Source organism: Akkermansia muciniphila (assembly GCF_900184965.1).
In the GTDB taxonomy this organism is placed as follows: domain Bacteria; phylum Verrucomicrobiota; class Verrucomicrobiia; order Verrucomicrobiales; family Akkermansiaceae; genus Akkermansia; species Akkermansia muciniphila_A.
On sequence record NZ_FXYA01000204.1, the window covers coordinates 98,207 to 122,399 of the forward strand.

Annotated in this window: 23 protein-coding genes; 10 read left to right on the plus strand and 13 right to left on the minus strand. The window is 57.1% G+C overall.

Going from position 1 to position 24,193, the window contains the following annotated elements; translation table 11 throughout:
- Positions 1–81: 81 nt before the first annotated feature.
- Entirely contained in the window at positions 82–1,980 is a 1,899-nt protein-coding gene (locus CI070_RS08445; protein ID WP_094137339.1) for a RecQ family ATP-dependent DNA helicase, read from the plus strand.
- Here the strand turns inward: CI070_RS08445 and CI070_RS08450 are convergent.
- The 4 genes from CI070_RS08450 to nadB are packed head-to-tail and all read right to left on the minus strand — an operon-like array spanning position 1,977 to position 7,022.
- On the minus strand, positions 1,977–3,173 hold the full coding sequence (locus CI070_RS08450; protein ID WP_094137340.1) for a glycosyltransferase: 1,197 nt from the start codon (positions 3,171–3,173) through the stop codon (positions 1,977–1,979). The two genes, CI070_RS08445 and CI070_RS08450, sit on opposite strands and share 4 nt — an antisense overlap.
- Complete coding sequence (locus CI070_RS08455; RefSeq protein ID WP_094137341.1) at positions 3,170–4,378, minus strand: glycosyltransferase family 4 protein; 1,209 nt, start codon at positions 4,376–4,378, stop codon at positions 3,170–3,172. The genes CI070_RS08450 and CI070_RS08455 overlap by 4 nt, the downstream gene beginning before the upstream one ends.
- A gap of 20 nt (positions 4,379–4,398) precedes the next feature.
- Entirely contained in the window at positions 4,399–5,424 is a 1,026-nt protein-coding gene (locus CI070_RS08460; protein ID WP_094137342.1) for a hypothetical protein, read from the minus strand.
- Positions 5,418–7,022: an L-aspartate oxidase gene (nadB, locus tag CI070_RS08465; protein WP_094137343.1), complete on the minus strand. Its 1,605-nt coding sequence runs from the start codon at positions 7,020–7,022 to the stop codon at positions 5,418–5,420. Before nadB ends, CI070_RS08460 begins: the two co-directional genes overlap by 7 nt.
- 106 nt (positions 7,023–7,128) lie before the next feature.
- Between nadB and rlmB the strand changes: the two genes are divergently transcribed.
- The 7 genes from rlmB to CI070_RS08505 all read left to right on the plus strand — a co-directional run bounded on the left by rlmB (position 7,129) and on the right by CI070_RS08505 (position 12,490).
- Positions 7,129–7,710 carry a 23S rRNA (guanosine(2251)-2'-O)-methyltransferase RlmB gene (gene rlmB / locus CI070_RS08470; RefSeq protein WP_094137344.1) on the plus strand — a complete coding sequence of 194 codons (582 nt, stop codon included), beginning with the start codon at positions 7,129–7,131 and terminating at the stop codon, positions 7,708–7,710.
- A 33-nt stretch (positions 7,711–7,743) separates the two neighbouring features.
- The gene (locus CI070_RS08475; RefSeq protein WP_094137345.1) at positions 7,744–8,565 is read left to right on the plus strand and encodes a metallophosphoesterase; all 822 of its coding nucleotides are present in this window, start codon (positions 7,744–7,746) and stop codon (positions 8,563–8,565) included.
- A 92-nt stretch (positions 8,566–8,657) separates the two neighbouring features.
- Positions 8,658–8,876, plus strand: coding sequence for a hypothetical protein (locus CI070_RS08480; RefSeq protein ID WP_094137346.1), 219 nt, complete (start codon positions 8,658–8,660; stop codon positions 8,874–8,876).
- Positions 8,877–8,999: 123 nt separating this feature from the next.
- Complete coding sequence (locus CI070_RS08485) at positions 9,000–9,452, plus strand: metal-dependent transcriptional regulator (protein WP_094137347.1); 453 nt, start codon at positions 9,000–9,002, stop codon at positions 9,450–9,452.
- A gap of 675 nt (positions 9,453–10,127) precedes the next feature.
- A complete protein-coding gene (locus CI070_RS13955) occupies positions 10,128–10,319 on the plus strand; it encodes a hypothetical protein (RefSeq protein WP_094137349.1) in 192 nt (63 codons plus the stop codon).
- A gap of 127 nt (positions 10,320–10,446) precedes the next feature.
- Positions 10,447–11,622, plus strand: coding sequence for a carbohydrate porin (locus tag CI070_RS08500; protein ID WP_179218565.1), 1,176 nt, complete (start codon positions 10,447–10,449; stop codon positions 11,620–11,622).
- Between the two features lie 460 nt (positions 11,623–12,082).
- Complete coding sequence (locus tag CI070_RS08505; protein WP_094137351.1) at positions 12,083–12,490, plus strand: hypothetical protein; 408 nt, start codon at positions 12,083–12,085, stop codon at positions 12,488–12,490.
- An 85-nt stretch (positions 12,491–12,575) separates the two neighbouring features.
- Here the strand turns inward: CI070_RS08505 and CI070_RS13135 are convergent, their stop codons facing one another.
- The 7 genes from CI070_RS13135 to tadA all read right to left on the minus strand — a co-directional run bounded on the left by CI070_RS13135 (position 12,576) and on the right by tadA (position 18,846).
- Positions 12,576–12,746 (minus strand): FeoB-associated Cys-rich membrane protein, encoded by a 171-nt coding sequence (locus CI070_RS13135; RefSeq protein WP_143245729.1) that lies wholly within the window; start codon positions 12,744–12,746, stop codon positions 12,576–12,578.
- A gap of 27 nt (positions 12,747–12,773) precedes the next feature.
- Positions 12,774–15,038, minus strand: a complete 2,265-nt coding sequence (gene feoB / locus CI070_RS08510) for a ferrous iron transport protein B (RefSeq protein ID WP_094137352.1) — start codon at positions 15,036–15,038, stop codon at positions 12,774–12,776.
- Between the two features lie 77 nt (positions 15,039–15,115).
- The gene (locus tag CI070_RS08515) at positions 15,116–15,346 is read right to left on the minus strand and encodes a FeoA family protein (protein ID WP_094137353.1); all 231 of its coding nucleotides are present in this window, start codon (positions 15,344–15,346) and stop codon (positions 15,116–15,118) included.
- A 31-nt stretch (positions 15,347–15,377) separates the two neighbouring features.
- Entirely contained in the window at positions 15,378–15,590 is a 213-nt protein-coding gene (locus CI070_RS08520; protein WP_094137379.1) for a FeoA family protein, read from the minus strand.
- Positions 15,591–15,853: 263 nt separating this feature from the next.
- Positions 15,854–17,233: a cytochrome c peroxidase gene (locus tag CI070_RS08525; RefSeq protein WP_094137354.1), complete on the minus strand. Its 1,380-nt coding sequence runs from the start codon at positions 17,231–17,233 to the stop codon at positions 15,854–15,856.
- 66 nt (positions 17,234–17,299) lie between these two features.
- Positions 17,300–18,238: a lipoyl synthase gene (lipA, locus tag CI070_RS08530; RefSeq protein ID WP_094137355.1), complete on the minus strand. Its 939-nt coding sequence runs from the start codon at positions 18,236–18,238 to the stop codon at positions 17,300–17,302.
- A 50-nt stretch (positions 18,239–18,288) separates the two neighbouring features.
- A complete protein-coding gene (gene tadA / locus CI070_RS08535; protein WP_094137356.1) occupies positions 18,289–18,846 on the minus strand; it encodes a tRNA adenosine(34) deaminase TadA in 558 nt (185 codons plus the stop codon).
- 144 nt (positions 18,847–18,990) lie between these two features.
- On the opposite strand from tadA, the gene CI070_RS08540 reads away from it, so the two are divergent.
- Complete coding sequence (locus CI070_RS08540) at positions 18,991–19,989, plus strand: ROK family protein (protein WP_094137357.1); 999 nt, start codon at positions 18,991–18,993, stop codon at positions 19,987–19,989.
- A gap of 58 nt (positions 19,990–20,047) precedes the next feature.
- The gene (locus tag CI070_RS08545) at positions 20,048–21,973 is read left to right on the plus strand and encodes a heavy metal translocating P-type ATPase (protein WP_094137358.1); all 1,926 of its coding nucleotides are present in this window, start codon (positions 20,048–20,050) and stop codon (positions 21,971–21,973) included.
- A gap of 164 nt (positions 21,974–22,137) precedes the next feature.
- On the opposite strand, the gene rho is transcribed toward CI070_RS08545, so the two are convergent.
- Both rho and coaE read right to left on the minus strand, forming a co-directional pair.
- Positions 22,138–23,562, minus strand: a complete 1,425-nt coding sequence (gene rho / locus CI070_RS08550; protein ID WP_094137359.1) for a transcription termination factor Rho — start codon at positions 23,560–23,562, stop codon at positions 22,138–22,140.
- A complete protein-coding gene (coaE, locus tag CI070_RS08555) occupies positions 23,555–24,160 on the minus strand; it encodes a dephospho-CoA kinase (protein WP_094137360.1) in 606 nt (201 codons plus the stop codon). Before coaE ends, rho begins: the two co-directional genes overlap by 8 nt.
- Between the last annotated feature and the right edge of the window lie 33 nt (positions 24,161–24,193).

Here is a 24,193-nt window from a genome sequence, read left to right on the forward strand (position 1 = left end):
TGGAGGATATAGGATGGCGCCGCCGTGTCAATGTCATAGGATTCCTTTTGCCGGTATTCTGCGTTATGGTATTCTCGCCCCATGCTTTCCTCTACTCTGGAAGACACGCTGCGTTTGTTCGGCAAGGAACGGTTCCGTCCCATGCAGAGGGAGCTGGTGGAGTGTGCGCTGGAGGGCCGTTCCTGCATCGGTATTTTGCCTACGGGTTCCGGCAAGAGCCTTTGCTATCAGATTCCGGCGGTGCTTGGAAACGGGCTGACGGTTGTGGTTTCTCCGCTGATTGCCCTGATGCGCGACCAGGTGGCGGGGCTGGAAAGACTGGGGGTGGCCGCCGCCAGGTATGATTCGACCCTGGCGGAGGAAGATAAGGCCGCCCTGATGGACAGATTGACGTCCGGAAGCGTCCGCCTTCTGTTTGCCGCGCCGGAATCTCTGGAATCCCCGTGGATTCGGCGGGCCATGGAGCTTGTCCCTCCCGGCTTGTTCGTGGTGGATGAGGCTCATTGCCTTTCGGAATGGGGGCACAGTTTCCGTCCGGATTATCTGGGGCTGCCCGGTTTTTTCAAAAAGCACGGATTCCGCTGCGTTATGGCGTTGACGGCCACGGCTACGGAGCGGGTGTGCCGCGATCTGGCCGGCCTGTTTGGCGTGCGCGATGAATGTATTTTCCGGGCTGCTCCGTACCGTGCGAATATTTTCCGTCAGGTGGAAACGTTGAGGGAGCAGGATAAGGCCGCGCGGCTGGTTGAATTGTTGAAAGAGGAAGGCCGCCGTCCCGCCGTGGTGTACACGCGGACCCGCAAAGATGCGGAAAACCTTTCCTACGAATTGGGGAAAGCCGGTTTTTCCGTCAAGTCCTACCATGCGGGCATGCCTCCGGAAACGCGGGGGCTGGTTCAGGACGAGTTTCTGGCAGGCGCGGCGGACGTGCTGGTGGCGACGATTGCTTTCGGCATGGGGATTGACAAGCCGGACGTGCGTTCCGTAGTGCATTACCATCCCCCAGCCAGTCTGGAGGCGTATGTTCAGGAATCCGGTCGTGCGGGCCGCGACGGTCTTCCTTCCTTCAGCCTGGTGATGTTGTCCCCCCGCGACAGCGTGGCCGCAGTCAACCGGCTGCATGCGGCGGAACCGGACCGGCACGGCATGAAAGGGCTGGTATCCCTGTTGTCCCGCAGGGGGGAGCACATTATTTCCCTGTATGAGGCTTCCTCCGTTTATGATTTGCCGGATGTGGCGGTGGACCGGATGCTGTTTGACCTGAAGCGTTCCGGTTCCGTACGGGAGCAGGGGACGGGACACAAGTACTACAAGGTGCGCCCTCTGTTCCGGATGGAAGAAATCCTGTGCGGCCGCAGCAGGGAGGAATGCGCCCGGCTGCAATGGATGGATATGCGCCGGCAGGGGGAGGTGGAAGATCTGGCCGTGGAATGGGGAATTTCATGGGAAGAAGCCGCCGCCTGGCTTGGAGACCTGGCTCTTTCCGGGGAATGGAAAGTGGAGATGCGCCAGGCAGCCCTTCATCTGTATTCGGAAGGGTTTGACGCGGAAGAGGCTACGGAGGAATTTGCGCAGTATTTTTCCAGATCCCGGCTAAACGGGCTGGAACGCTGGAAAACCTGCGTTTCCACGCTGACGTCTTCCGCCTGCCTGAATAGAAGCCTGGATGCCTATTTCGGTTTCCGGGACGCATCCGGACCTTGCGGGCATTGTCCTGCGTGCTGCGGGATGGAGCCCGCGGCCATGGAGGAAGAGGAACCCTCCCCGTTACCGGAAGAGCTGCGTTCCGCCGTCATGGAGCTGGCGGGGCAGAGAAAGCCCGCGCTGGCCCGCCCTTCCCAGTTGGCGCGCTTTTTGCTGGGGCTGGCTTCCCCCGCGGCCATGCGCGCCCGGTTGTGGAGCCATCCGCTCTACGGGGCGTTGGCGGACAGGAAATGGGAAGACGTGTGGATTGAGGCGCATGCCTTGTTGGGGAGTTAGAGGGCGGCTTTTCCGCTTTGGGCGGCTTCACAGGCGGCAATAATGCGTTTGCAGGAATTTTCCGCATGCAGCAGGGAACCCCAGTAGCGGGATATTTCCTCAGGGTTGCGTTTTCCAGAGTCCCAGGCGCGTATTTCTTCCAGCAGCGCTTGGGAGAGGCTTTCCGGAGAATCCTGCGGGCTGAGCGTGCCTGAATCATGGGAAACGTACCATTGCAGGCAGTTCAGCTGGGGGGTGAGGCGGGGCCCTACGACAGAGGCTCCGGCGCACAACGCTTCTGCGGAGGCAAGGTGCGTTCCCTCGGACAGGGAGGTGCAAAGACTGATTTTGGCCAGGGATTGTTTCTTTTGCAGCTCAATGTTTGGGATATAGCCGGCCAGATGAATGCGGGAGCGAAGGCCTTGCGGAAGGTTGCCGTGCCATTCCCGGAGAAAAGGCGGGAGATTGCCGTAAATTTCCGCTTCCCATTCCGGGGCGTGGACAAGAGCCTGTTCCAGCGTGGACATCAGCAGTCCGGGGCGTTTATAGAGAAGATCGTCCCAGCGGCCTACGGCCATGATGATGTTGCGCTTCTCTCCGGCAAAGCGGCAGGTGGAAGAAATGGGGTTGGGAACCAGGGCCAGTTTCCGGACGATGGATTTTCCATAGAGCCATTCCCTGTCTGCGACGGATTGGAGGGCGGACGGAATGGGGAAAGCGACCACGTCTCCTGAATCCAAATGTTTTCTGCGTCCCCTGCTGGCGAGGTTCCATGTATGCTGTTTCAGGAGGCGCAGCAGGAAAAAAGCGGAACCTTTGATTTTCCCGTGGATGAAAACGTCTTTAATGTACATGTTTTTCGCAATGGGAAGCCAGTATTGCCACGGAAAGAACAGTCCGGAGGAGTCCATGTAGATTACCAGAAAAATTCCCGCGTCATGGATGGCTCTGGCGATGGGAAGGTATTTGCCCATTCCCCACGCGTACAGGACCAATCCGTCAATGCCCAGGGACTTCCACCAGGCGGGGTTTTCCAGGTTGGCGTATTCCGTGCGGATGAGGTCGGGATCATCTCCTTCCCGGGCAGGTGTGGGCATGATGGCCCTGCTCTCCACTCCGATTCTCTGGAAGGCCTTGCAGAAAGCGCCTGAATCACGGGAAAAGAAGGTATGGTCCCCTTTGAAGGAAACCGGCGTGCATGTGTACCATCTCATGATATTGCGGGGGTGGAAGGTGAATGGAAAACGTGAAGCTCGCCAAGAAGGTCTTCCATGGACCGGAGCCATGCGGCGGGGGAGTATGTGGAGGACAAAAGTTGTTGCCCGTGCGCGCCCATGGACGGCCAGCGTTCTTCTTCCTCTAGGGCGGTGCGCAGCGTCTCCGCCAGGGATTCCACGGAAGGTTTCTGCGCAATCCAGCCGTTCCTGCCGTGGGTGATGAGTTCCGGCAGCCCTCCGTTCGGGGTAACGATGACGGGCGTGCCGTGGAGCCATGATTCCAGGACAACCATACCGAAGGTTTCCTCCCAGAGGGAGGGCGCTACGGAGAGGCCGCAGGCGGCGCGGACGGCTCCTTGTTCCTCATGGGGAATGAATCCGGTCAGGCGGATGGATTCAAGATGGCGGGAAGAGATATAACGCTCCAGTTCCCCGCGCAGGGGGCCGTCTCCCATCAGGTAGAGCATGCGGCCGGGGGGGGACAGGAGTTCCCACGCCTGAACCAGTTGCAGGACTCCTTTTTCCTGCGTCAGGCGTCCGGCGTAAAGGACGTCCCGGCGGGGCGCTCCAGGGGCGGGGGAAGGATGTTGCCGGATGAAATGCGGGATAACCCTGATTTTATCCTCCGGTATTCCGGTCTGGATGAGAAGCTCCCGCTGGCGTTGGCTGATGGCAATGTAGGAGGAAAAGCGGTTCCAGGTTCCCATGCGGCGCGTTTGATGCAGGACGGCGGCTGCCAGAGAGGAGTACGCGGCGTTTTTTCTCCAACAGGCGCGCATGATGCCGGGGAGATAGTTGCCGCCCTGACAGGAAAAGCAGGGCGCTCCGTCCCGGTAAAAAACCCCGTTGAGGCAGCCGGAGCGGTAATTGTGCATATAATGGATGACGGGAGCGGGTTGATTCAGGGCCAGTTCATAGACGCAGGGAGACATGGCCGGGAACGTATTGTGGATGATCCATGCGTCATAGTGGTTTTCCAGCAGGCATTCGCGCAGTTTTTTCTCCACATCCCTGTTGTGGAGCATATAACTCATTTTCGTCAGGGAGCCGTGGGGGCTCCGGCGCAGTTCCTCCGTTGAGTAAACAAAGGGAGTGACGTCCGCTATGGCGCCCAGCGCCTCCGTAATGGCATGGAAGCAGATTTCTTCCCCTCCAACCTCGCTGTAACGGCTGAAAATATGTAGAATGCGTGGACGTTGCATGGCTGCGGCGGAACAGGGGGTTATCCTTGGAGTTCCCTTCTGAGTTTTGCGGGATCCTTCAATAGCTCCCTTTGAATGGCTTCCTGCTGCCGACGCAGGCGGTCTTCCCGTGACTGGAGGGATTTTTTCCCGGCTCCCAGCCCGGAATTGACAAAGGGATTGTTATCCCCGTATTTGGACCACGGGCCGCGCGGAATACGGTAAAATTCCACAAAGCGCCAGTGGACAAGGGCTGTTCCCCCGGTAATGCCCAGATAGTCGCGTACGGCAGGGGAGATGTCAATGCCCGCCCCTTTGTTCTGGGTGTTGACGGGGGGCTTGTTGCCAAAGACGTAGGGCCAGTCTTCCGTGGTAAAGGGGCCGCAGTCTTCCCATTGGGCAAAACAGGAACGCTTGTTGTAAACGATTTGCACCCATCTGCCCTTGCAGACGGATTGCCCTTTTCCCGTGTATTCACGGCGGAACCACGGGATGACCCGCGACGCCTCCGCCTTATGTTCCCCTTTGGAAACGTCATTATAAGGGAGCGCCACGTAAAAGGGGTTTTGCCGGGGGATGAATGTTTTCGGCCGGAAGTCCATCGTGCGGCAAACGGGATCCGGGTTGTCGAAGCCGCCGAAGTTTTCCCGCCATGCGGAATCCCACGAACTTTTGTGGTTGGCTACAGGGTTGCGCTCCGTGGGTTCTTCCCCCACCCAAAAGACTGTGGCGGTAATGTTGAGCCGCCAGGGATAGGTGCCGGGGCTTTGCCTGGACGTCCTGGGAAGGATGCGGGGCGCCGGCCGCTTTCCTCCCTCTGTTGCCGCGGGCGATTTGACGATGACCCGGGGTAGGGGGTCCCGCTGCGTTGGGGTGATGATGGCGGGCCCTTTGGGCCGTCCGGGGCTGTCCGCCAGGGCGCGTGTGGCGCTCCGCCCTGTCTGGATGTCCGCCCTGGCGGTCCCTGCGGGGACCAGAACCAGCAGCGCGAGCAGGCATGCGGACGGGAGGGGGCTCCCGGAGGACCCCTTCCGTAATGCCTGTTGACGCTGCCGGTAGTTTACCATCGGTGCAGTTGGGTGACGAAGCGGTGGTCCAGCTTGCCGGGATAATCCGTATTGAAATGGAGGCCGCGGCTTTCATTGCGGCGCATGGCGCAGTCCACGATCAGGGAGGCCACCGCCACCAGATTGCGCAATTCCAGGATGTCCGGCGTAATGCGGTACCCCCAGTAGAAGTCCTTTACCTCCCGGTGCAGCATCCGGAGCCGCGTGGCTGCGCGGTCCAGCCTTTTATTGGTCCGCACAATGGAGACGTAATCCCACATCAGGCGGCGGATTTCATCCCAGTTATGATAGATGACGGAAAGTTCGTCAGGAAGGGCCGTATCTCCGTGGTGCCAGGCGGGGATGTCGTAAGAAGTGGGGGAATCCTTTCTCAGGGGATGCAGGGAAAGCATGGAATTCAGCGCCCTTTTGGCGACCACCACGCATTCCAACAGGGAATTGGAAGCCAGCCGGTTGGCGCCGTGAAGGCCGGTGCAACCGGTTTCCCCTGCGGCGTAAAGGCCGTCCAGGCTGGTCTGGCCGTTGACGTCCGTCAGCACGCCGCCGCACTGGAAATGCGCTGCGGGAACAACGGGGATAGGTTCCCTGGCGGGATCGACGCCGTAGCGGTTGCATGTCTCGTAAATCAGGGGAAAACGTTCCCGGACGAACCCTTCCGGCTTGTGGGAGATATCCAGATAAACGCACATGCTGCCCGTCCTCTTCATTTCCGAGTCTACGGCGCGGGCGGTGATGTCGCGCGGGGCCAGGGACTTGCGGGGATCGTACTTGTGCATGAATTCCTTCCCGTCCGCGCCTATCAGCACGCCGCCTTCCCCGCGCACGGCTTCGGAGATGAGGAAGGAGCGCGCTTCCGCGCCTTCCGCCCGGGTGTTGAAGAAACAGGTGGGGTGGAACTGCACGAATTCCATGTTGGCGATGGTGGCCCCCGCCCGCCAGGCCATGGCTACGCCGTCCCCCGTGGCGGAATCATTATTGGTGGTGTACAGGTAGACGCGCCCGCAGCCGCCGGTGGCGAGCAGCACGCGGTCCGACCGGAAGATTTCCACTTCTCCGGAGACGCGGTCCAGCACATAGGCCCCCAGCACGCGGTCTTCCGTGACGAGGCCCAGCTTGGTGGTCGTAATCAGGTCAATGGCGAAATGGTCTTCCAGAAGTTCGATGTTGGGGTGAAGCTTGGCCGCCTCCAGAAGTTTGGAGGTAATTTCCAGTCCGGTGGCGTCTTTGGCGTGGAGGATGCGCCTCTTGGTGTGGCCGCCCTCTCTGGCCAGTTCGTAATCCTCTCCCTGATTGCCGGAGTCGAAATTCACCCCCCATTCCAGCAGTTCCCGGATGGCGTCCGGACCTTCCTCCACGATAGTGCGCACAGCCTGTTCGTTGCAGAGGCCCGCTCCGGCGTCCAGCGTATCCGCGACATGGTCTTCAAAGGAATCGTTGCGGTCCCATACGGCGGCGATGCCGCCCTGCGCCTTGGCGGAACTGCAATCCAGAAATTTGCCTTTTGTAATGACTGCAACTTTGCCGTGTTCCGCCGCTCTCAAGGCGAAACTCAATCCGGCAACACCTGCCCCAATGACTAAAAAGTCGCTCGTCTTCATCTTGAATGGTACGGCATTATACCATGATGCGGGCCGCCAAGTCACGCCCAATGATGGAGCGGCGGGGCATATTTGTCTGGAAAAGAAGCGTAAAACACGCTAATTGATGGGTATGAGACCCCAAGGGAACGAACAGGAAGCGCGCCGGAACAAGCATGTGCGCAGCGCGCCGTCCAAAATTGCCGTGAAAGCGCTGGGAGAGGAGGCGCTGGACGGGATTCTGGACAAATCCCCCAACCCTCTGCTGCTGATTCTGGACTGCGTGCAGGACCCCCATAACCTGGGAGCCATCCTGCGGACGGCGGACGGCGCGGGAGTGGATGCCGTCATCGCCCCGCGGGACAAATCCGTGGGCATTACGGAGACGGTGCTGCGCGTTTCCGTAGGCGCTGCGGAGAAGGTGCCTTTTATTCAGGTGACCAATCTGGCGCGTACCATGAAGCAGCTCCAGAGCCGCGGCATCTGGATATTCGGCACATCGGACAAGGGAGACCGCGGCCTGTATGAAACGGACTTCACGGGGCCGGCCGCTCTGGTGATGGGAGCGGAAGGGGAAGGAATGAGGAGGCTGACGGAAGAGAACTGCGATTTCCTGCTGAGGATCCCCATGAAAGGAAGCATTCCGTGCCTGAACGTATCTGTGGCTACGGGCGTATGCCTGTATGAAATGGTGCGGCAGCGTTCCTGATTCCATGACTGTTTTTCTCCCTCCCTCGTCTTTATGATTCAGGAACTTGCTCTTGCTCCGAGGGACCGCGCCAGATTTATCTCAGACATTCATTTCGGCCATACCAAGGCGCTGGTGCGGGAGCCGGAAGAGCTGGAGTTTCTTCTGAAGGGGTGTTCCCATCTGGTGGTGTGCGGCGACCTCAGTGAAACCCGTGAAGGCCCCTGCCGGGAGGAAGGTTTGGAAAAACGGGCCCGTTTCCTGCGGATGTGCCGGGCTGCCGGGGTACAGCCCGTTCTGCTGGCCGGCAACCATGATCCGGACGAGAAAGCCGGACTGCTGAAATTGCAGGGCGGGCGCATCTGCGCTTTGCACGGCCATGCGCTGTTCAGGGAGGTGGCCCCATGGGGATGGGAATATTTGAAAAACAAGCAGGTTTCCCGCGAACTGATTGCCGCGTTCCCGGAGGCGGATGTGGATTTGCTGCGGCGGCTGGAGCTGGCGCGTGCCATGAGCGTGCTGGTGCCGCCTGTTTACACGCGTCCCGGAGCACATCAAAATAAGCTGGTGCGTTTTTTAGCTCATTCTGCCTGGCCGCCGGAACGGCCCGCGCGGATTCTTCTGGCATGGCTGACGATGATGCGGCGCATGAGGAAATTTGCGGACTGTTTTTTCCCGGAAGCGGAAGTCGTTATTTTCGGCCATCTTCACCGCCGGGCGGTGAGCGGGAAAAAGGGGAGGCGTCTGAACGTCAACCTGGGCGCCTGTTTCCGCCATGCCAAGTGCTGGGCGGCGGACGTGACGCCGGAGGGGGGCGTCTCCATACGCAGTTATACGCCCGGGGGATATGACGGTCCGGCGGCAATCCTCCGCTGATTGATGCCTTTCCCGGAGAAAAAGGTCAGGGGAACGCGTCCGTGTTTAGGCGATAATGTGTTAGAGCACCGAATGACTAGTCCATACAGTTTGTGGACGCGTTCCCCATAGAATTTGACCGCGCCTGTTTCCCCTGGCGGCTGGCGGGACAGTTTTTCCCGGAGCTTTTCAGGGCGCAGCCCCGGCAGCAGCAGGGGCGCGAGGAGGAAAAAAGCCTGGAGAAGAAGGACTCCGTTCTGGCGGATGCGCCGCCGGAGCGTTTTCTTTCACTGTTTCTTTCCGAATCGGGGCTGATCATGAATCAAAGTTAGTTCACTCTAACTATTCTTGCAAGAAAAAAGTTTGGTCAATCTAATATTTTCCAGGAAGAGATTGACTTGGACAGATCCTTGGCTATTGTTTTTTTTGTTAGTCAAACCTAATAAGAGTCAACCATGATACACAAAAAATTCCCCACTCCGGAGTTGAGCAACAGTCTGGAGGATTATATTGAGGCTGTCCGCAACATTGAGTTGGAAAAGGGGTTCGCCACCGTAGGGGAGATTGCGGAAGCCCTGAATGTGAAAAAGCCTTCCGCTTCACTGGCCATGAAGCAGTTGAAGGAACGCGGCCTGGTGGAATACACGCAGTATTCTCCCATTGCCCTGACCGGGGAAGGCCGTTATTACGCGGACCGGGTCATTTCCTGCCATACCATGGTGAAGGAGTTCCTTATGACAGTGCTGAAGATGGAGGAAAAACGCGCCGATGAAGTGGCCTGCTGCATTGAACATATCATGACGCTGGAGGAAATCTCCCGTTTCCGGATTCTGACGGAACGTTGCAGAGAGAGGGGTATAGAATACATGGAGCAGTCCGCTTCCCCGGCCGGCTGCTCCGCGCCGTAAACAGGAACCGTAATCCGGAATGCTTTAGCCATTCTAAGCGGAGGCGGCGGAAACACCTTGAAAAACAGAAGAGAAGAAACTTTCGCTGCTACGCGGAGAAACAAGGGCCGGGCTGGTTTTCCGGATTTCTCACGTTCTTCCGGTTCGTGGCTGCGGAGCGTTTCAGGCCTGAGTTTGTCCGGCGTGCGGAAAATGGTCTGGGGCTGGTTTCTTCCCGGATGTTTGCCGGTTTCTCTGTGGCCTTCCGCTGGATGTGCATGGCTTTCAACAGGCCCTGAACGGCCCGTTTCCGGGCAGCGGGACTTTTCACTGCTTTCGCATTAATGGCGGCGATCATTACTCCGACACCCTCCCCCATAGGTCCTTGTCGTTCATATAACTCATGGTCATTATGTTGATTGGGTTCATCCGGCCTTGACGGCATGTAGCCGCTTTTCTTCCGGCAAGATGGGATTATATCCAATCCAGTCTGCATTTTCTATGCGTTTTCTCGACGTTTATGTTGAGTTAAATTAGTGGAAACTAATTTTTTTGATGGGTGTAAGAATATTTTTAATATATTGATAATAAGTAAAATATAATAAATCGTTATGGTGATGGTCGGAGCCGGTCAAGGGAATCGGAAAGAAAAAGTGTTGACCGAATAGTTAGTTCAATCTAACTTTGCCGTGTTGCATGAACTTGGCTCATACAGGACTTCGCCGTTTCTTCCGCTGGATCTGCCGGTACAGGAAACTGGCCGGGCTGCTCATCCGGCGTCCCAGATACCGTCTGCTTTGCGGAGACTGTGAGTTCTGTATGGGGGCATGCGGCAGAGCTGTGAAAGAGCAATCCCGGCAGAACGGAAGCGGAGCACTTTCCCTGTAAAGAAAAGCGCCCCCTCTCCGCCGCCCTGGATCAATAATACAATCATTATTCCACAAATATCCAACAATAAGACTAACCGTTTTCTATGAAGAAGCATAGCATAATGGCAATGGCGTTGACGAGCCTCATGGCTCTTCCTGTAATCGCTCAAGACAGCACCCCTGCTATTGGTGATATTTTACAGGGTATCAACATGTTTACCCCGGAAGAAGACGATCCTGCCTACAAAGTGAAGGCCAATGATAAGTACGGCGCCCAATGGGCTGTGGATATGGCCTACGGACTTTGGAATATGGAAAAGGTTTCCAATGTTAAGCGCCATACCAACCTGGCTCTTCTTCATGCCCAGCTCAATCAGCGTCTTATTGAAGACAAGGCCAACGGGGGAACCTGGTTGCGTGTGGAATTTTCCGGCTCATGGGGGCTGGATCGCGAATCCGCCCAGAGCGATACGTTTTTCACTGAAGCCTATGCCACGGCTTCCGGTTTGCACGCTGACGCGATGGGACCTCATGAAGGGATATTCCCTGAAGTGGCCCTGATGCAATACTTTGCGGGGAAGCGCGGCTGCCTCATTGCAGGCATGGTAAACCTCACCAACTATGTTGATGCCGTCAGCATCGCCAATGATTCTTTCTCTTCTTTCACCAATGACGGGTTTGTGAACTCCACTATTCTTCCTCTGGTGGACAGCAATGTTGGCGGTATTCTGCAAGTTGAACTCAACCGCAATAATTACATGATGGTTGCCGTTTCCCGCACGGGATGCGATTCCGGATACAACCCCTTTAATTCCGATCATGGCGATGGTTATGCCGTGGTTGGCGAATACGGCCATATTTTTGCCGATGGAGCTGCGACTCTCCGCGTCAATCCGTTCTATGCCAGTACGGATGTGGACATGGATGACGGGACCGGGGAACGCCGCCGCCAAAATGCCGGACTTGTCGCGAGCATTGAATATATCCCCTGCGAGCCTTTGACCATTTACTCGCGAGCCGGGTTTGCCGCCAAACAATACTTGAGCAATTCCGCTGAATTCTCCGTGGGAGCCAACGTTAAGCTCTTCCCTTCCCGTGAAGATGACTTCCTGGGCATTTCCTACGGTGTGTTCAAAGGGCAGACTCCCTGTGACGGAGAGCGCGCTGAGCATAACCGCGAACAAGTGCTGGAAGTCATGTACAGCTTCCAGGTGAATGATTACTTCAAGGTTGTTCCGCATTTCCAGTACATTGCGAATCCGGCTTACAGCGCTTCCAGCGAGAATATTCTCTGGGGCGTTCAGGCAGTCTTTTCTTTCTGACCAGCTGATTCTGGACGCGGCCGCCTTTTCTCCTGGATTGGGCATGGCCGGAATTTGATGAAAACGCAGTCATATTAAATCTTCCTTATCTGTCTCCATGCAGTGAGCGGAATCCTGCGTGGAAAAGATATAGAAGGGGTCTGCATGACCTGGCGGCAGCGCCGCATTCTCAATCAGGTAGAGGATGCGGCGCTGCTTATTTGATTACGGAGCGTTTGCCCTCCTTGATTGACGTCTGCCGGCTGATCTGACCGGCAATCCATGCCGGCTCTTGGAATGGCCCTCAGTCTTCCGGGGCTGTCATAAAATACCGTCAAATGAAGATAAGGCTCCCTGCCGCCGTTCCCGGAAAAGCAGGTTTTTTGCCACGCCGGAAGATGGATGGAAACCGTAACGTTTCCGGGGCTCGAAGCGTTTAAAACCATATTGACTTGAACGGAAATTATCTTAAACTGACAGAATGAGTAAGGTTCAATGGGAAATTTCAAATGATGAAGTGACCGACCGTGATACTGCTCTGCGCCGCTTGCAGGAAGGAACGACCGGCCACGTAGTGTGCGCCCGCGACGGTGCATGCCTCCAGTCGTACAAGGAAGCGGACGGCGTGTACCATTGCGAAATCGTATTCAAGGAGGATTCCTGCTGCCCGCCGGTATTCGCCGCCCCGGAAGGGGTGACGGGAAAGGAACTGGAAATGCTTTACGACCGTTTTGCCAATGGAGACGATTTTTCCTTTGTGGAAAAGGAATGGGAACCTCTGATGGCCGTGGAATACCGCCACCGCCACAATGTGATGTGGTTCATTTTCCTGTTCATTGCGCTGGTAATTGCGGTTATGGCGGCGTACCAGCACGGCTGGATTAAGTGACAGGGGCGGCATGCGACGCGGCAAAAAACCTGCAAACCGCGGAAAACGGTTTGCAGGTTCTGGAAGGGAGGGCCGGAATTGGGGGCTAATCCCGTTTTCCGTGGTCGTGATGGTGGCCGCCGCAGCAATTTCCGCCGCAACAACCGTCGCTGTCGTTGCCGCAGCTGCCGCAGCAGTTGCCGCGCTTGCTGAGGATTTTGTATAACGCGTAGGCCAGAGCCAGGAAAAGAAGGGTGGCGATGATATATGTTCCCATATTGGTTAGTAGAGTTAAGGTGTGGGTTCAGCAGTCATTGGAGGCTGTATAAGGTTTCTTTGCCACCAGGTAAATAAGACCCGGCAGGAGCAATAGGGCAACACTCTGTCCGATGCCGAAGGAAGCTTCCGCATAAATCCATGCTCCCAGCTGGTAGGTCAGGAAAGCCAGGCAGTACGCCAGGGCGCACATGTAGCCGATGGCGAAGAAAGTCCATTTGGCGCTGTTCATTTCCCTTCTGATGGCTCCCATGGCCGCGAAGCAGGGGGCGCAGAGAAGATTGAAAATCATGAAGGAGAAAGCGCTCAGGAACGTGAAGGCTCCCGCCTGGACAAGGCGGTCCCCTGTTTCCCTGATTTCCGCGTCTTCATCTTCTTCTTCCGCTTCAGCGGCGGATTCCCCGGAACCTTCCTCCAGGGATGCCTGGAGCTCCTGGCCGGCGGGGGACATTTCCTGCGTTTCGGAGGGTTCCTCCGTTTTTTCCGCCTCATCGTCTCCGGAACCGCCGTCCGCATACAGGACGCCGAAGGTTCCGACTACGTTTTCCTTGGCGATCAATCCGGTGATGGTAGCCATGGCGGGTTTCCATTCCCCCCAGCCCAAAGGCTGGAAGACAGGCGCGGCCGCATTGCCGATGGAGGCAAGCATGCTGTCATTCTGCTCTACGGAATCCACCTTCCAGTTATAGCTGGAGAGGAACCAGATCAGGGCACTGGACACGAAGATGACGGTTCCGGCTTTTTGCACGAAAGCCTTGCAGCGGTCCCATGCATGGATGATGACGTTCTTCCAGGCCGGGATGTGGTAAATGGGAAGTTCCATGACGAAGGGGGTGGGATCCCCGGCGAACATGGCGGTCTTTTTCAGAATGAGGCCGGAAAGGATGATGGCGCCCACCCCGATGAAATAGGCTCCCGGAGCCACCCAGGAATTTTCCGGGAAAAAGGCTCCGGCAATCAGGGCAATGATGGGGGTTTTGGCCCCGCAGGGGATGAACGTGGTGGTCATGATGGTCATGCGCCTGTCCTTTTCGTTCTCAATGGTTCGGGTCGCCATGACTCCGGGAACGCCGCACCCCATGGAAACAAGCATGGGGATAAAGGATTTCCCGGAAAGGCCGAATTTGCGGAAAATGCGGTCCATGATAAAGGCTACGCGGGCCATATAGCCGCAGTCCTCCAATATGCCCAGGCACAGGAACAGTACCGCCATTTGCGGGAGGAAGCCCAGAACGGCCCCCACGCCGGCAATCACGCCGTCCTGGATCAGGCTTTCCAGCCAGGGGGCGCAGCCGGCGCTTTCCAGCAGGCCTCCCACCCATTCAGGAACCCATTCCCCGAAGAATGTATCATTGGCCCAGTCCGTACCCCACGCGCCTATCGTCTGGATGGAGATGTAATATACAGCCCACATGACGACGGCGAAAATGGGGAGGCCCAGCCAGCGGTTGGTGATGATGCGATCAATCCTGTCGCTGCCCGTCAGGCCGCCGGGGCTGGCTTTAACGACGGCATTGTTGATGATGCGGGAAATGGAATTATAGCGTTCATTGGTGATAATGGACTCGCTGTCGTCATCCATTTTCCGCTCCATGGTTTCAATAATCCCGTTAATGCGGGATTGTTCCTCGGGATGGAGAGCGAGCTGGTCCGCGACTTTCCGGTCTCTTTCGAAAACTTTAACGGCAAACCATTTTTTCTGCTGGTCCAGGCATTTGCCGGTGATGATGTCCCCAATTTCTCCGATGGCTTTTTCCAGGTGGTTCGGAAAGTGGACGGCCTGCGGGGGGCGTGCATCGTCCGACGCAGCCGTCGTTACCACGGCGTCTATCAGTTCACGGATGCCGGTCCCCTTGAGAGCGCTGATTTCCAGCACCCGGCAACCGAGGTCGCGTGAAAGTTTTTCCGTGTCGATCCTGTCGCCGCGCTTCCGGACAATGTCCATCATGTTCAGTGCGATAATGACGGGAACGCCCAGTTCGCAAAGCTGGGTGGTGAGGTAAAGATTGCGTTCCAGGTTGCTGCCGTCAACCAGATTCAGGATAAGGGAGGGGTGGTCCGTGACCAGGTAATTCCGGCTGACGATTTCCTCCAGAGTATAAGGGGAAAGGGAATAAATGCCCGGAAGGTCTTCAATGATGATATTTTTATGCCCTTTCAGGCGGCCTTCCTTTTTTTCCACGGTGACGCCGGGCCAGTTTCCGACGTATTGGCTGGCGCCTGTCAGGGCGTTAAAAAGCGTGGTTTTTCCGCAGTTGGGGTTGCCCGCCAGGGCGATGGTAATGTTGCTCATGAATGGTTTCCTTGTCTTGATGAATGAGTGCGCCGTCTTGCTGTCAGGTCAGGAAACGTGCGGTAATAAAAGCGGAATCAATGGATGTGGATATTCTCGGCTTCCAATTTGCGGATGGAGAGTTCGTACCCGCGGACAGTAACTTCAATAGGGTCTCCCAGGGGGGCTACTTTGCGGATGAATATCTGCGTTCCCTTGGTAACTCCCATGTCCATGATGCGCCTTCTGACCGGGCCTTCCCCCGCCAGTTTCCCGACGGTGACGGTTTCCCCGATGAGGGCGTCTCTTAATGTACGTTGTTTGGTCATAGAATAATGGTTGATTGTTGGATGAAAGAACTCAGGCAACGAATATTTTGCTGGCAAGCGCCTTGCTGAGAGCAATTCTGGCTCCTTTGACGTTGACAATGAAATTGCCTCCGTTTTCGGAAACGATGGAAATCGCGCTCCCGGCAATGAATCCCAGACTTTCCAGAAAACGCCGGGTTTCATCCCTGCCATGGATTTTGTTGACTTGGCGGATATCGCCGATGTTGAGCATAGAGAGTGGCATGGTGCGTGTATGAATCAAGTTCGGGAGAAAGTTAGTCTTATCAAACTAACAAGTCAATGATATTATTCGGCTATCTTTCTTTCATTTATTCAAAGCTCATTTAATATGAACTGATTATATATTAGTTTAATCTAATTCTTGTTAATGGAGAGAAGGTGGAAATTCCCCGGTAATGCCTGCCGTAGGACACGGAAGGAAGATACAAAAAAGCCGCGCTAATGAATGTTCATCAGCGCGGCTGGAAAAGGAGTTTTTCTTCAGATTCAGGAGGCGGGGCAAACTTCGCCCCGGACAGGTTTACCGTTGTATTCTCCGGTGAGCGACTTCAGGAAGGCTACCAGAAGTCTCACCTCCTTCTTGTCCAGTTTGTCGTAACCGAGCTGGTAATGATACATCTTCGTAATGGCTTCCTCCAGCGTCCGTGCGGAGGCGTCATGCATGTACGGCCAGGTGAGTTCCACGTTGCGGAGGGTAGGAACACGGAACCGGTGTCTGTCCGATTCCTTTTTGGAGAAATTCATCAGACCGTTATCGTCATTGGTTTTGGCGCGTCCGGCAAAGAAATCGCCTTTAAGGTCGGCGTATTCAAAAGACTGTCCTCCCATGGCAGGACCGGTGTGGCAGGTTTGGCAGCCAAGCTTCAGGAAAAGCTTGTAACCCTTTTTGGCGTTCTCGCTGATGGCGTTTTTATCCCCTTTCAGGTAACGGTCAAACGGGCTGTTCGGCGTGATGAGGGTCTTTTCATATTCCGCGATGGCATTCGTGATGGTTTCACCGGTGAACCCCTGAGGGTAAACCTTTTTGAATTCCGCGGCAAAAGCGGTGTCCTGATCCAGCTTGGCAGCGATCTTCTTCCAGTCATCCGGATGTTCGTAACCCATTTCCACCGGATTCAGGGGCGGCCCTCCGGCCTGTTCCTGGAGGTTGGCAGCGCGTCCGTCCCAAAATTGCTTGGCATGGAAAGCGGCATTGAAGACGGTAGGGGCGTTGATGCCGCCTTTCTGGCCGCGGACTCCGGTGGAGGTGGGCAGGTTGTCCGTCCCGGCTTTTTCCAGGGAATGGCAAGAAGCGCAGGAAACGGTATTGTCCGTGGAAAGGCGCACGTCATGGAAAAGCTTGTAGCCCAGGGCCACTTTGGCCGGATCCGCGGGGAGGGCGTCCGGAATGGGGGCAAGAGGGGAAAGGGCGTATTCCTCACCTACCATGTCGCCGAAAATTTTCAGACGCTCATCCTTGATCCACTGGAGCATGGCGTTTTTCTCCCGGAGAGTGAGCGTACTGCCCCAGTGCACCATGGTGTAGGAAGTGGGAGGCATGGAATTGATTTGAAGCACATGCTCCAGCTTGGAAAGGGTGACGGCGGTGGGAGGCTCTTCCATATTGTAGCTGCGCTGCCCGTCCCTGATATGGCGCGCCAGCAGGCCTCCGGAAAGAGTATTGACCAGTTCGGAAATATGCGTGCCGGGGCTGTGGCAGTCCGCACACTTGGCGTTCATGGTCTGTGCGGTGATTTCCGCCGCCTGGGCGGACGTCAGTGGCTTGACATTCTGGTTCGGCAGGAACAGGGGGGCGACAGCCGCCGTCACGATGACCGTGCCGCCCAGAATGGCTCCTGCCTTGATGAAGGAACGTGTTTTGCTCATGAGATTCTCAATGACGTGGAATTGCCCGGATGGTAAAAGGGGAGGGGTAAAAAATCAAGATTTATTCTAAAGTTCGCCGGCCTTTCTCAAATCTTCGTTAATGGCTTCCAGAACATCCGCTTCCGGGGTGAAATTGGCGGCATGGTAGGAGCTGCGGACCAGTGGGCCGGACGCCACGTGCCTGAAGCCTTTGGAGCGCGCAATTTCCTCATACCGGGCGAAATCATCCGGATGGACGTATTTGACCACCGGCAGATGGTTGCGGGAGGGGCGCAGGTATTGTCCCAGCGTCAGGACCGTGACGCCGTGCTCCAGCAAATCGTCCATGGAGCGGAAAAGCTCGTCTTCCGTCTCTCCCAGGCCCAGCATGATGCCGCTTTTGGTAGAAACCTTGCCGTTCACGCACTCCAGCGCCATCTTGAGAACGCGCAGGGACCGCCGGTACTGGGCGCGGAAACGGACGATGGGCGTGAGGCGTTCCACCGTCTCCAGATTGTGTCCGAAAATATGCGGACGGGCTGCCATCAGTGTCTGGATGGAAGAAGGTTTTTCATTCAGGTCCGAGGCTAGCACTTCAATGATTGTGGAAGGGCTGGCTTTTCTGACGGCCCGAATCACCTGGGCGAAATGTGCGGCGGCGCCGTCCGGCAAATCATCCCGGGTGACCATGGTAATCACGGCGTGGCGCAGCTTCATGTGCACGACGGCTTCCGCCACGTGCTGTGGTTCTTCCGGATCCAGCGGATCAGGCTTGGCCGTGCGGGTGGCGCAGAATCCGCAGGCGCGCGTGCACCGTTCTCCGGCAATCATGAATGTGGCCGTACCCTGGTTCCAGCATTCATAACGGTTGGGGCAGTGTGCTTCTTCACAGACGGTAAAGAGGTTCTTGCCTTCCACAAGCTGCTTGACGTCCCAGAATTCCCGGCCGTTGGGCAGGCGCACCTTGATCCATGACGGCTTGCGTTCCATCCCTTCCGCAGTTTCATTATCGTTCCGGCGTTCCATAGTCCCGCTAGCTTGCCGTGACTCTGCTGCTTTGGCAAATGCAAAGTGTTTTATTCCGGGCCGCATTCCCTGTTTTCATCCGGAGGGGCGGGAGGACACGCGGACAGTTTTTTCCGTTCTTTTGCCGCCCGCCGCGCCGCGCGGAAAAACTCCTGAAGATGAAGCAGACACTCGTCTCCCAATACGCCGGGGCGCACCTCGCACTTGTGGTTCAGGGGAGGATTGGAATCCAGCAGATTGATCCAGCCTCCCGCAGCCCCGGTTTTTGCATCCAGGCAGCCGAAAACGACGCGGTCCGGACGGCAATGGACGATGGCGCCCGCGCACATGGGGCACGGTTCCTTGGTGACATACAGGGTGCAGCCTTCCAGCCGCCAGTCGCCCAAAGCTTCCTGTGCCGCCGTCAGGGCGATCATTTCCGCGTGGGCCGTAGCATCCTTGAGCGTCTCCACCTGGTTCCAGCCTCGGCCAATCACGCGGCCATCCTTCACGACAATGGCTCCAACAGGCACTTCCCCTTTCGCGAGGGCCTTTCTGGATTCTTTCATGGCTTGGCGCATGAACCATTCGTCCGAACCGGGCATTTCCATCATTACGGAGGTTATCATGGACTGGGCGGCGCGGTTCTGGCAAGCTCTTTCTGGAAGATGCTTGTTGTGTTTTATACAGTAAGCGCATCATGCCGCGGAAAGGTGTGGGGATGAATGCGTTTTTACGTTGATTCCGGAGAATGGGTGGCATAAGTATGACCCATGAGTTTTTCAGAACCCTGTGCCCTGGCCGTGGATTTCGGCGGCACGAGCATCAAAATGGGCGTAACGGCGGGGGATCGTATTCTGGCGACGGCCGACCGCATCCCTACCGCCATGTTCGAAAGCCCGCAGGCAATCATTGACGCCATGATTGCGGCCGCCCGCACCCTGCGCGGACAATTCCCCACCGCCTGCGTGATGGGCATGGGGATGCCGGGATGGTGCGATTACCAGCAGGGAGTGCTTTACCAGCTCACCAATGTAAGGGTCTGGGATCGGCAAATTCCGGTGAAAGAGATGATGGAGCAGGCCCTGGGGCTCCCCGTCGTGCTGGATAATGACGCCAACTGCATGGCTTATGCGGAATGGAAGCTGGGCGCCGGGCGCGGCATGTCCAGCCTGGTGTGCCTGACGATGGGAACGGGGATAGGCGGGGGAATCGTGGTGCATGACCGCATGCTGCGGGGGAGGCGGCTTTCCGCTGCGGAACTGGGCCAGACCAGCATTCATTACCAGGGAAAAACGGGACCGTTCGGCAGCCGTGGAGCCATTGAGGAATACATCGGCAACAACGAGCTGGCGGCGGAGGCGGTTAAACGGTATGCCGGGGCGGGAATCGTCAAGACGGCGGATGAATGCACGCCCAGACATCTGGACGAGGCCGCCCGGTCCGGATGCCCCATAGCCCTCCAATTGTGGGAGGATACGGCGGAAATGCTGAGCTGCCTGATCATGAACCTGATGTATACGCTGGTGCCGGACGCCTTCATCATCGGGGGCGGCGTGGCCAAGGCAGGGGATTTGTTGATGAAGCCACTGTTGGAGAACCTCAGGAAACAGTTGTTTCCTCTTCTCATGGAGGATTTGAGAATTCTGCCGGCCAGGTTTGGAGCGGAGGCGGGGCTGCTGGGGGCGGGAGCCATGGCAATGGACGAATTCATGGGGCTGGGGATTTTGGAACGGTTTAAAAACAAGAAATCACCCCAGGCTTCTTGTTAGATTAGACTAATATAAGGCTTGCCATGCCGGAGCGGCAGGCGTACAAGCGGAACAGGTCATGAGTACGGATCATCCCCCTGAACATCTTCCGGAAGGAGCTTCCTGTTGTTCCGGAAGCTGCTGTTCTGGAAGCCGTTGCAGTTCTGGCGACGCCATCGGGCCTGTTCCCGCCGTGCTGGGCATTACCCTGTTCATCAGCGCTCTGGCGGCGGGAGGCGGTTCCTGGGCCGGTGTGGCCGCCTATGCGGGCGCCTATCTGCTGATAGGCTGGGATGTGCTGAAGGCCGCTTTTATGGGACTGATGCGTGGTCGCGCCATAAATGAAAATTTCCTGATGAGTCTTGCTTCCCTGGGGGCGATGTTCCTGGGGGACTATTCCGAGGCGGTGGGGGTGATGCTGTTCTACCGCGTGGGAGAGTACCTTCAGGAACGTGCGGTAGGCAGTTCCCGCCGGTCCGTAAGCGAATTGATAAATCTGAGGCCTGAGGCCGTCCATGTGAAAAAAGCCGGCGCCGTAGATGACGTCCCTCTTTCCGAGGTTCTGCCCGGCTCCCTGATTGAAGTGCGTCCCGGAGAACGCGTTCCGTTGGACGGCATGGTGACGGGAGGCTGTTCCGTGCTGGATACCTCCGCCATGACCGGGGAATCCCTGCCGGTGGAAGCCGGGGCCGGAAGCCCTGTGCTGGCGGGGTACATCAACGGGCAGGGGGTGCTGGAAGTGCGTACGGAGCGGGACTGGCGGCATTCCGCTCTGGCGAGGGTTCAGGAACTGGTGGAGGCCGCGTCTGGCCGCAAATCCCCTCTGGAGGGGAGGCTGTCCTCATTTTCCCGCATTTATACGCCGCTGGTGATTTTCATAGCCGTCCTGGTATTTTTGCTTTACCCACTTGTGACGGGCGGAAGCTGGGCGGACGGGCTGTTCCGCGCGCTGGTCCTGCTGGTGATTTCCTGTCCCTGCGCGCTGGTGCTATCCATTCCGCTGGGCTTTTTTGCCGGAATAGGGAGAGCGGCGAGGCAGGGGATTCTTCTGAAAGGAAGCAATTATCTGGATGCCCTGCGGAAGGTGAAGACGGTGGTGTTCGACAAAACCGGAACCTTGACGGAGGGTGTTTTTTCCGTGGATGAAGTGCTTCCCCGTGACGGCGTTTCCCCGGAAGAGTTGCTGTACTGGGCGGCTCATGCGGAGCTTTCCGCCTCCCATCCGCTGGGGCGTTCCATTGTGGAGGCCTATGAAGGGGCTCTGTTCCCGGACCGCGTGGCGGAACTCGTGGAGGTGACGGGCGGGGGTGTTTCAGCCCGCGTGGAAGGGAAACTGGTTCTGGTGGGAAAAAAGGCTTTTCTTCAGGAAGCCGGCATAAAAATGGAGGAGGGAGAAAACCGTGGCGTGACCGTTTATGCGGCGTTGGACGGCATTCTTCTGGGGTGCCTCCGCCTGTCTGACCGCCTCAAGCCGGGAGCGGAGCGCGCGGTGCGGAAATTGAGGAAACTGGGCGTTTCCAACCTGGTCATGCTGACGGGGGATTCTTCTTCCGCCGGGTCAGAGGTGGGGCTTAAACTGGGGATGGACGAGGTATTCTGCGGGCTGATGCCTGCCGACAAGCTGGAGCATGTGCGCCGGCTGCAACCTGAAAAGGGGCTGCTTGCCTTTGTGGGGGACGGCATGAATGATGCCCCCTCCCTCGCTGCCGCCGACATCGGCATTGCCATGGGCGGCGTGGGGTCCGATACGGCTCTTCAGGCGGCTGACATAGTGGTGATGAAGGGAGATCCTTTGGCCGTTCCTCTGGGGATGATGCTTTCCCAAGCCACAGAGCGCATCATTGTGCAGAACATCGTTTTTATTTTGGGCGTCAAAATTCTGGTCATGGCGCTGGGTATTCTGGGGCTGGCGGGGATGTGGGCCGCCGTGATGGCGGATGTGGGCGTCTGCCTGCTTGCGGTGGGCAACTCCATGCGTATTTTCCGGGTGAAACTGGACATGTGACGAAAGGGAATTCTCTTCCTCCCCCTGTTTATGGACGGATGCTCTTCATCCCGGTATCCGGATGCTGCCGCGGAATCTTGGAATAACGGAAAATATCCTGATAAAAAAGCCTCCGTTCCGGCGAGCGGAACGGAGGCGGTGAAAAGCAGGCCGGACAGAAAATCCTACCGCAGCCCCGTCAACAGAAGTTCCGCGTTATTCTGGGTCTTGGAGATATTTTGCAGGAGGGCCTGAAGGCCTTCCCAGCCCGGTTTCATGGCGAGCTGACGGCGCAATTGCATGATTTTGACGAACTCCTGTTCGTTATACAGCCTGTCGTCATTGCGGGTGCCGCTCTGGGAAAGGGAAATGGCCGGATAAATGCGCCGTTCGGAAAGTTCCCGGTCCAGGCGGATTTCCAGATTGCCCGTTCCCTTGAATTCTTCAAAAATCACTTCATCCATTCTTGATTCCGTATCCACCAGGCATGTGGCGATGATGGTCAGGCTGCCGCCTTCTTCCACATTGCGCGCCGCGGAAAAGAATTTGCGCGGTTTTTCCAACGCATTGGCCCCCAGGCCGCCGGACATGATGCGTCCCCCCGTCTGGTTGGCATTGTAGCCGCGGGCCAGCCGGGTGAGGGAATCCAGCAGGATGACGACGTCTTTGCCCATTTCCACCAGACGTTTGGCGCGTTCGATAACCAGGTCGGAAACCTGGGCATGGCGCCGGGAAGGTTCGTCAAAGGTGGAGGCGTATACCGGAGCGTCCACGGTTTCTTCAAAATCCGTTACTTCCTCCGGGCGTTCGTCCAGCAACAGCACAATCAGTTCCACTTCCGGGTAGTTGGCTCTGATGGAACGGGCGATTGTTTTCAGAAGAACGGTTTTCCCGCCGCGCGGGGGGGCCACAATCAGGCCGCGCTGCCCTTTGCCGAAGGGCGTCATGAGATCCAGCACGCGCATGGCGGCGGAATTGACCCCCTTGTTTTCCAGAAGAAGGCGTTCCTTGGGGAAAAGGGGGGTGAGGCGTTCAAAATCGCTGCGCGCCCGGTAATCTTCCGCAGGGATGCCTTCCACGCTGATGACGGAGGAGGCGGAAAGGTACTTGTCATGGGGCCGCAATTTGCGCAGCCTGACTTTGATCTGCTGGCCTACGCGGAGATGCAGCGGTTTGATGAGGTTGCCGCCCAGGTAAATATCATCCGGAGAGGTGCGGAAGCTTTTAACCGGATCCCTCAGCATGGCGTAATTATCTTTGGCTTGTTCCATGACCCCGGAAACCACGACTTCATGTCCCTTTGCCAGGAGCTGTTTTCCCAATTCAAAAATTAACTGGGACTTGGTGAGGGAAGCCGCGTTCCGGATGGGCAGCCCTTCCGCCATTTCCTGGAGATCGTTCAGAGGGCGTTTCCGCAGTTCATTGATATCAATCTGCTCCAGAACAGGAGCTGCCGCTTCTTCCTCCCGGACTGCGGTTCCACTGTTTTCCTCCGGGGCGGCAGCCGGCTGTTCCCCGGCTGTTTCTTCCGGAGCGGGGAGGGGCTTGGGGTGAGCTTCCTGCGGAAGATCCCCGGCGGGGGAAGGAGTATTGTCGAGTTCTTCAGTCATGAAAAAAATGTTGGTAGAGTCTTTGGGTTTGCTTGCGGAGCAGGTCCGGGGGGCCTTCATTCCAGATGACGAAGTCGGCCGCAGCCACTTTTTCCATTATGGGGCGCTGGGCCGCCAGAATGGCTTCAATCATATCCTCCCGGAATCCATTCCTGAGAGCCAGGCGGGTTTTCTGCGTTTCCCTGGAAACAGCCACCACGCACACGGCATCTTGGCAATAGCGCGCCGATGTTTCAAAAAACAGGGGCACGTCAATGACAAACCCGTCTACCTCCGCATTCTGACGCGCTGCCAGCATTTGCGCAAGACATTCTTGATGCAGCAGGGGATGAATGATTCCTTCCAGCGTTCTGCGGCTTTCCGGATTCCGGAAAACAAGCTCCCGCAGAAAATGCCTGTCAGCCTTTCCGTGGGAGTCAACGCTGTCTGGGCCGAAAACGCCGGAGAGTGTCTCTTTCAGCGTACCGCCGTCCAGCAACCTGCCCGCTTCCGCATCACAGTCAAACAGGCGCAGACGTTTGTCTCCCGCCTCCATCAGCAGACGGATGAATGTAGATTTCCCGGTGGCTATCCCTCCGGTAACAACCAAGGTTTTCATGGGGGAAGATAAGATGCTTTTGGGATATAAAGA

Excerpts from the sequence above, each read along its gene's own strand:
- CI070_RS08445 (WP_094137339.1), top strand. The coding sequence starts at position 82 with ATGCTTTCCTCTACTCTGGAAGACACGCTGCGTTTGTTCGGCAAGGAA.
- CI070_RS08450 (WP_094137340.1), bottom strand. The coding sequence starts at position 3,173 with ATGAGATGGTACACATGCACGCCGGTTTCCTTCAAAGGGGACCATACC.
- CI070_RS08455 (WP_094137341.1), bottom strand. The coding sequence starts at position 4,378 with ATGCAACGTCCACGCATTCTACATATTTTCAGCCGTTACAGCGAGGTT.
- CI070_RS08460 (WP_094137342.1), bottom strand. The coding sequence starts at position 5,424 with ATGGTAAACTACCGGCAGCGTCAACAGGCATTACGGAAGGGGTCCTCC.
- nadB (WP_094137343.1), bottom strand. The coding sequence starts at position 7,022 with ATGAAGACGAGCGACTTTTTAGTCATTGGGGCAGGTGTTGCCGGATTG.
- rlmB (WP_094137344.1), top strand. The coding sequence starts at position 7,129 with ATGGGTATGAGACCCCAAGGGAACGAACAGGAAGCGCGCCGGAACAAG.
- CI070_RS08475 (WP_094137345.1), top strand. The coding sequence starts at position 7,744 with ATGATTCAGGAACTTGCTCTTGCTCCGAGGGACCGCGCCAGATTTATC.
- CI070_RS08485 (WP_094137347.1), top strand. The coding sequence starts at position 9,000 with ATGATACACAAAAAATTCCCCACTCCGGAGTTGAGCAACAGTCTGGAG.
- CI070_RS13955 (WP_094137349.1), top strand. The coding sequence starts at position 10,128 with ATGAACTTGGCTCATACAGGACTTCGCCGTTTCTTCCGCTGGATCTGC.
- CI070_RS08500 (WP_179218565.1), top strand. The coding sequence starts at position 10,447 with ATGGCTCTTCCTGTAATCGCTCAAGACAGCACCCCTGCTATTGGTGAT.
- CI070_RS08505 (WP_094137351.1), top strand. The coding sequence starts at position 12,083 with ATGAGTAAGGTTCAATGGGAAATTTCAAATGATGAAGTGACCGACCGT.
- CI070_RS13135 (WP_143245729.1), bottom strand. The coding sequence starts at position 12,746 with ATGGGAACATATATCATCGCCACCCTTCTTTTCCTGGCTCTGGCCTAC.
- feoB (WP_094137352.1), bottom strand. The coding sequence starts at position 15,038 with ATGAGCAACATTACCATCGCCCTGGCGGGCAACCCCAACTGCGGAAAA.
- CI070_RS08515 (WP_094137353.1), bottom strand. The coding sequence starts at position 15,346 with ATGACCAAACAACGTACATTAAGAGACGCCCTCATCGGGGAAACCGTC.
- CI070_RS08520 (WP_094137379.1), bottom strand. The coding sequence starts at position 15,590 with ATGCCACTCTCTATGCTCAACATCGGCGATATCCGCCAAGTCAACAAA.
- CI070_RS08525 (WP_094137354.1), bottom strand. The coding sequence starts at position 17,233 with ATGAGCAAAACACGTTCCTTCATCAAGGCAGGAGCCATTCTGGGCGGC.
- lipA (WP_094137355.1), bottom strand. The coding sequence starts at position 18,238 with ATGGAACGCCGGAACGATAATGAAACTGCGGAAGGGATGGAACGCAAG.
- tadA (WP_094137356.1), bottom strand. The coding sequence starts at position 18,846 with ATGATAACCTCCGTAATGATGGAAATGCCCGGTTCGGACGAATGGTTC.
- CI070_RS08540 (WP_094137357.1), top strand. The coding sequence starts at position 18,991 with ATGAGTTTTTCAGAACCCTGTGCCCTGGCCGTGGATTTCGGCGGCACG.
- CI070_RS08545 (WP_094137358.1), top strand. The coding sequence starts at position 20,048 with ATGAGTACGGATCATCCCCCTGAACATCTTCCGGAAGGAGCTTCCTGT.
- rho (WP_094137359.1), bottom strand. The coding sequence starts at position 23,562 with ATGACTGAAGAACTCGACAATACTCCTTCCCCCGCCGGGGATCTTCCG.
- coaE (WP_094137360.1), bottom strand. The coding sequence starts at position 24,160 with ATGAAAACCTTGGTTGTTACCGGAGGGATAGCCACCGGGAAATCTACA.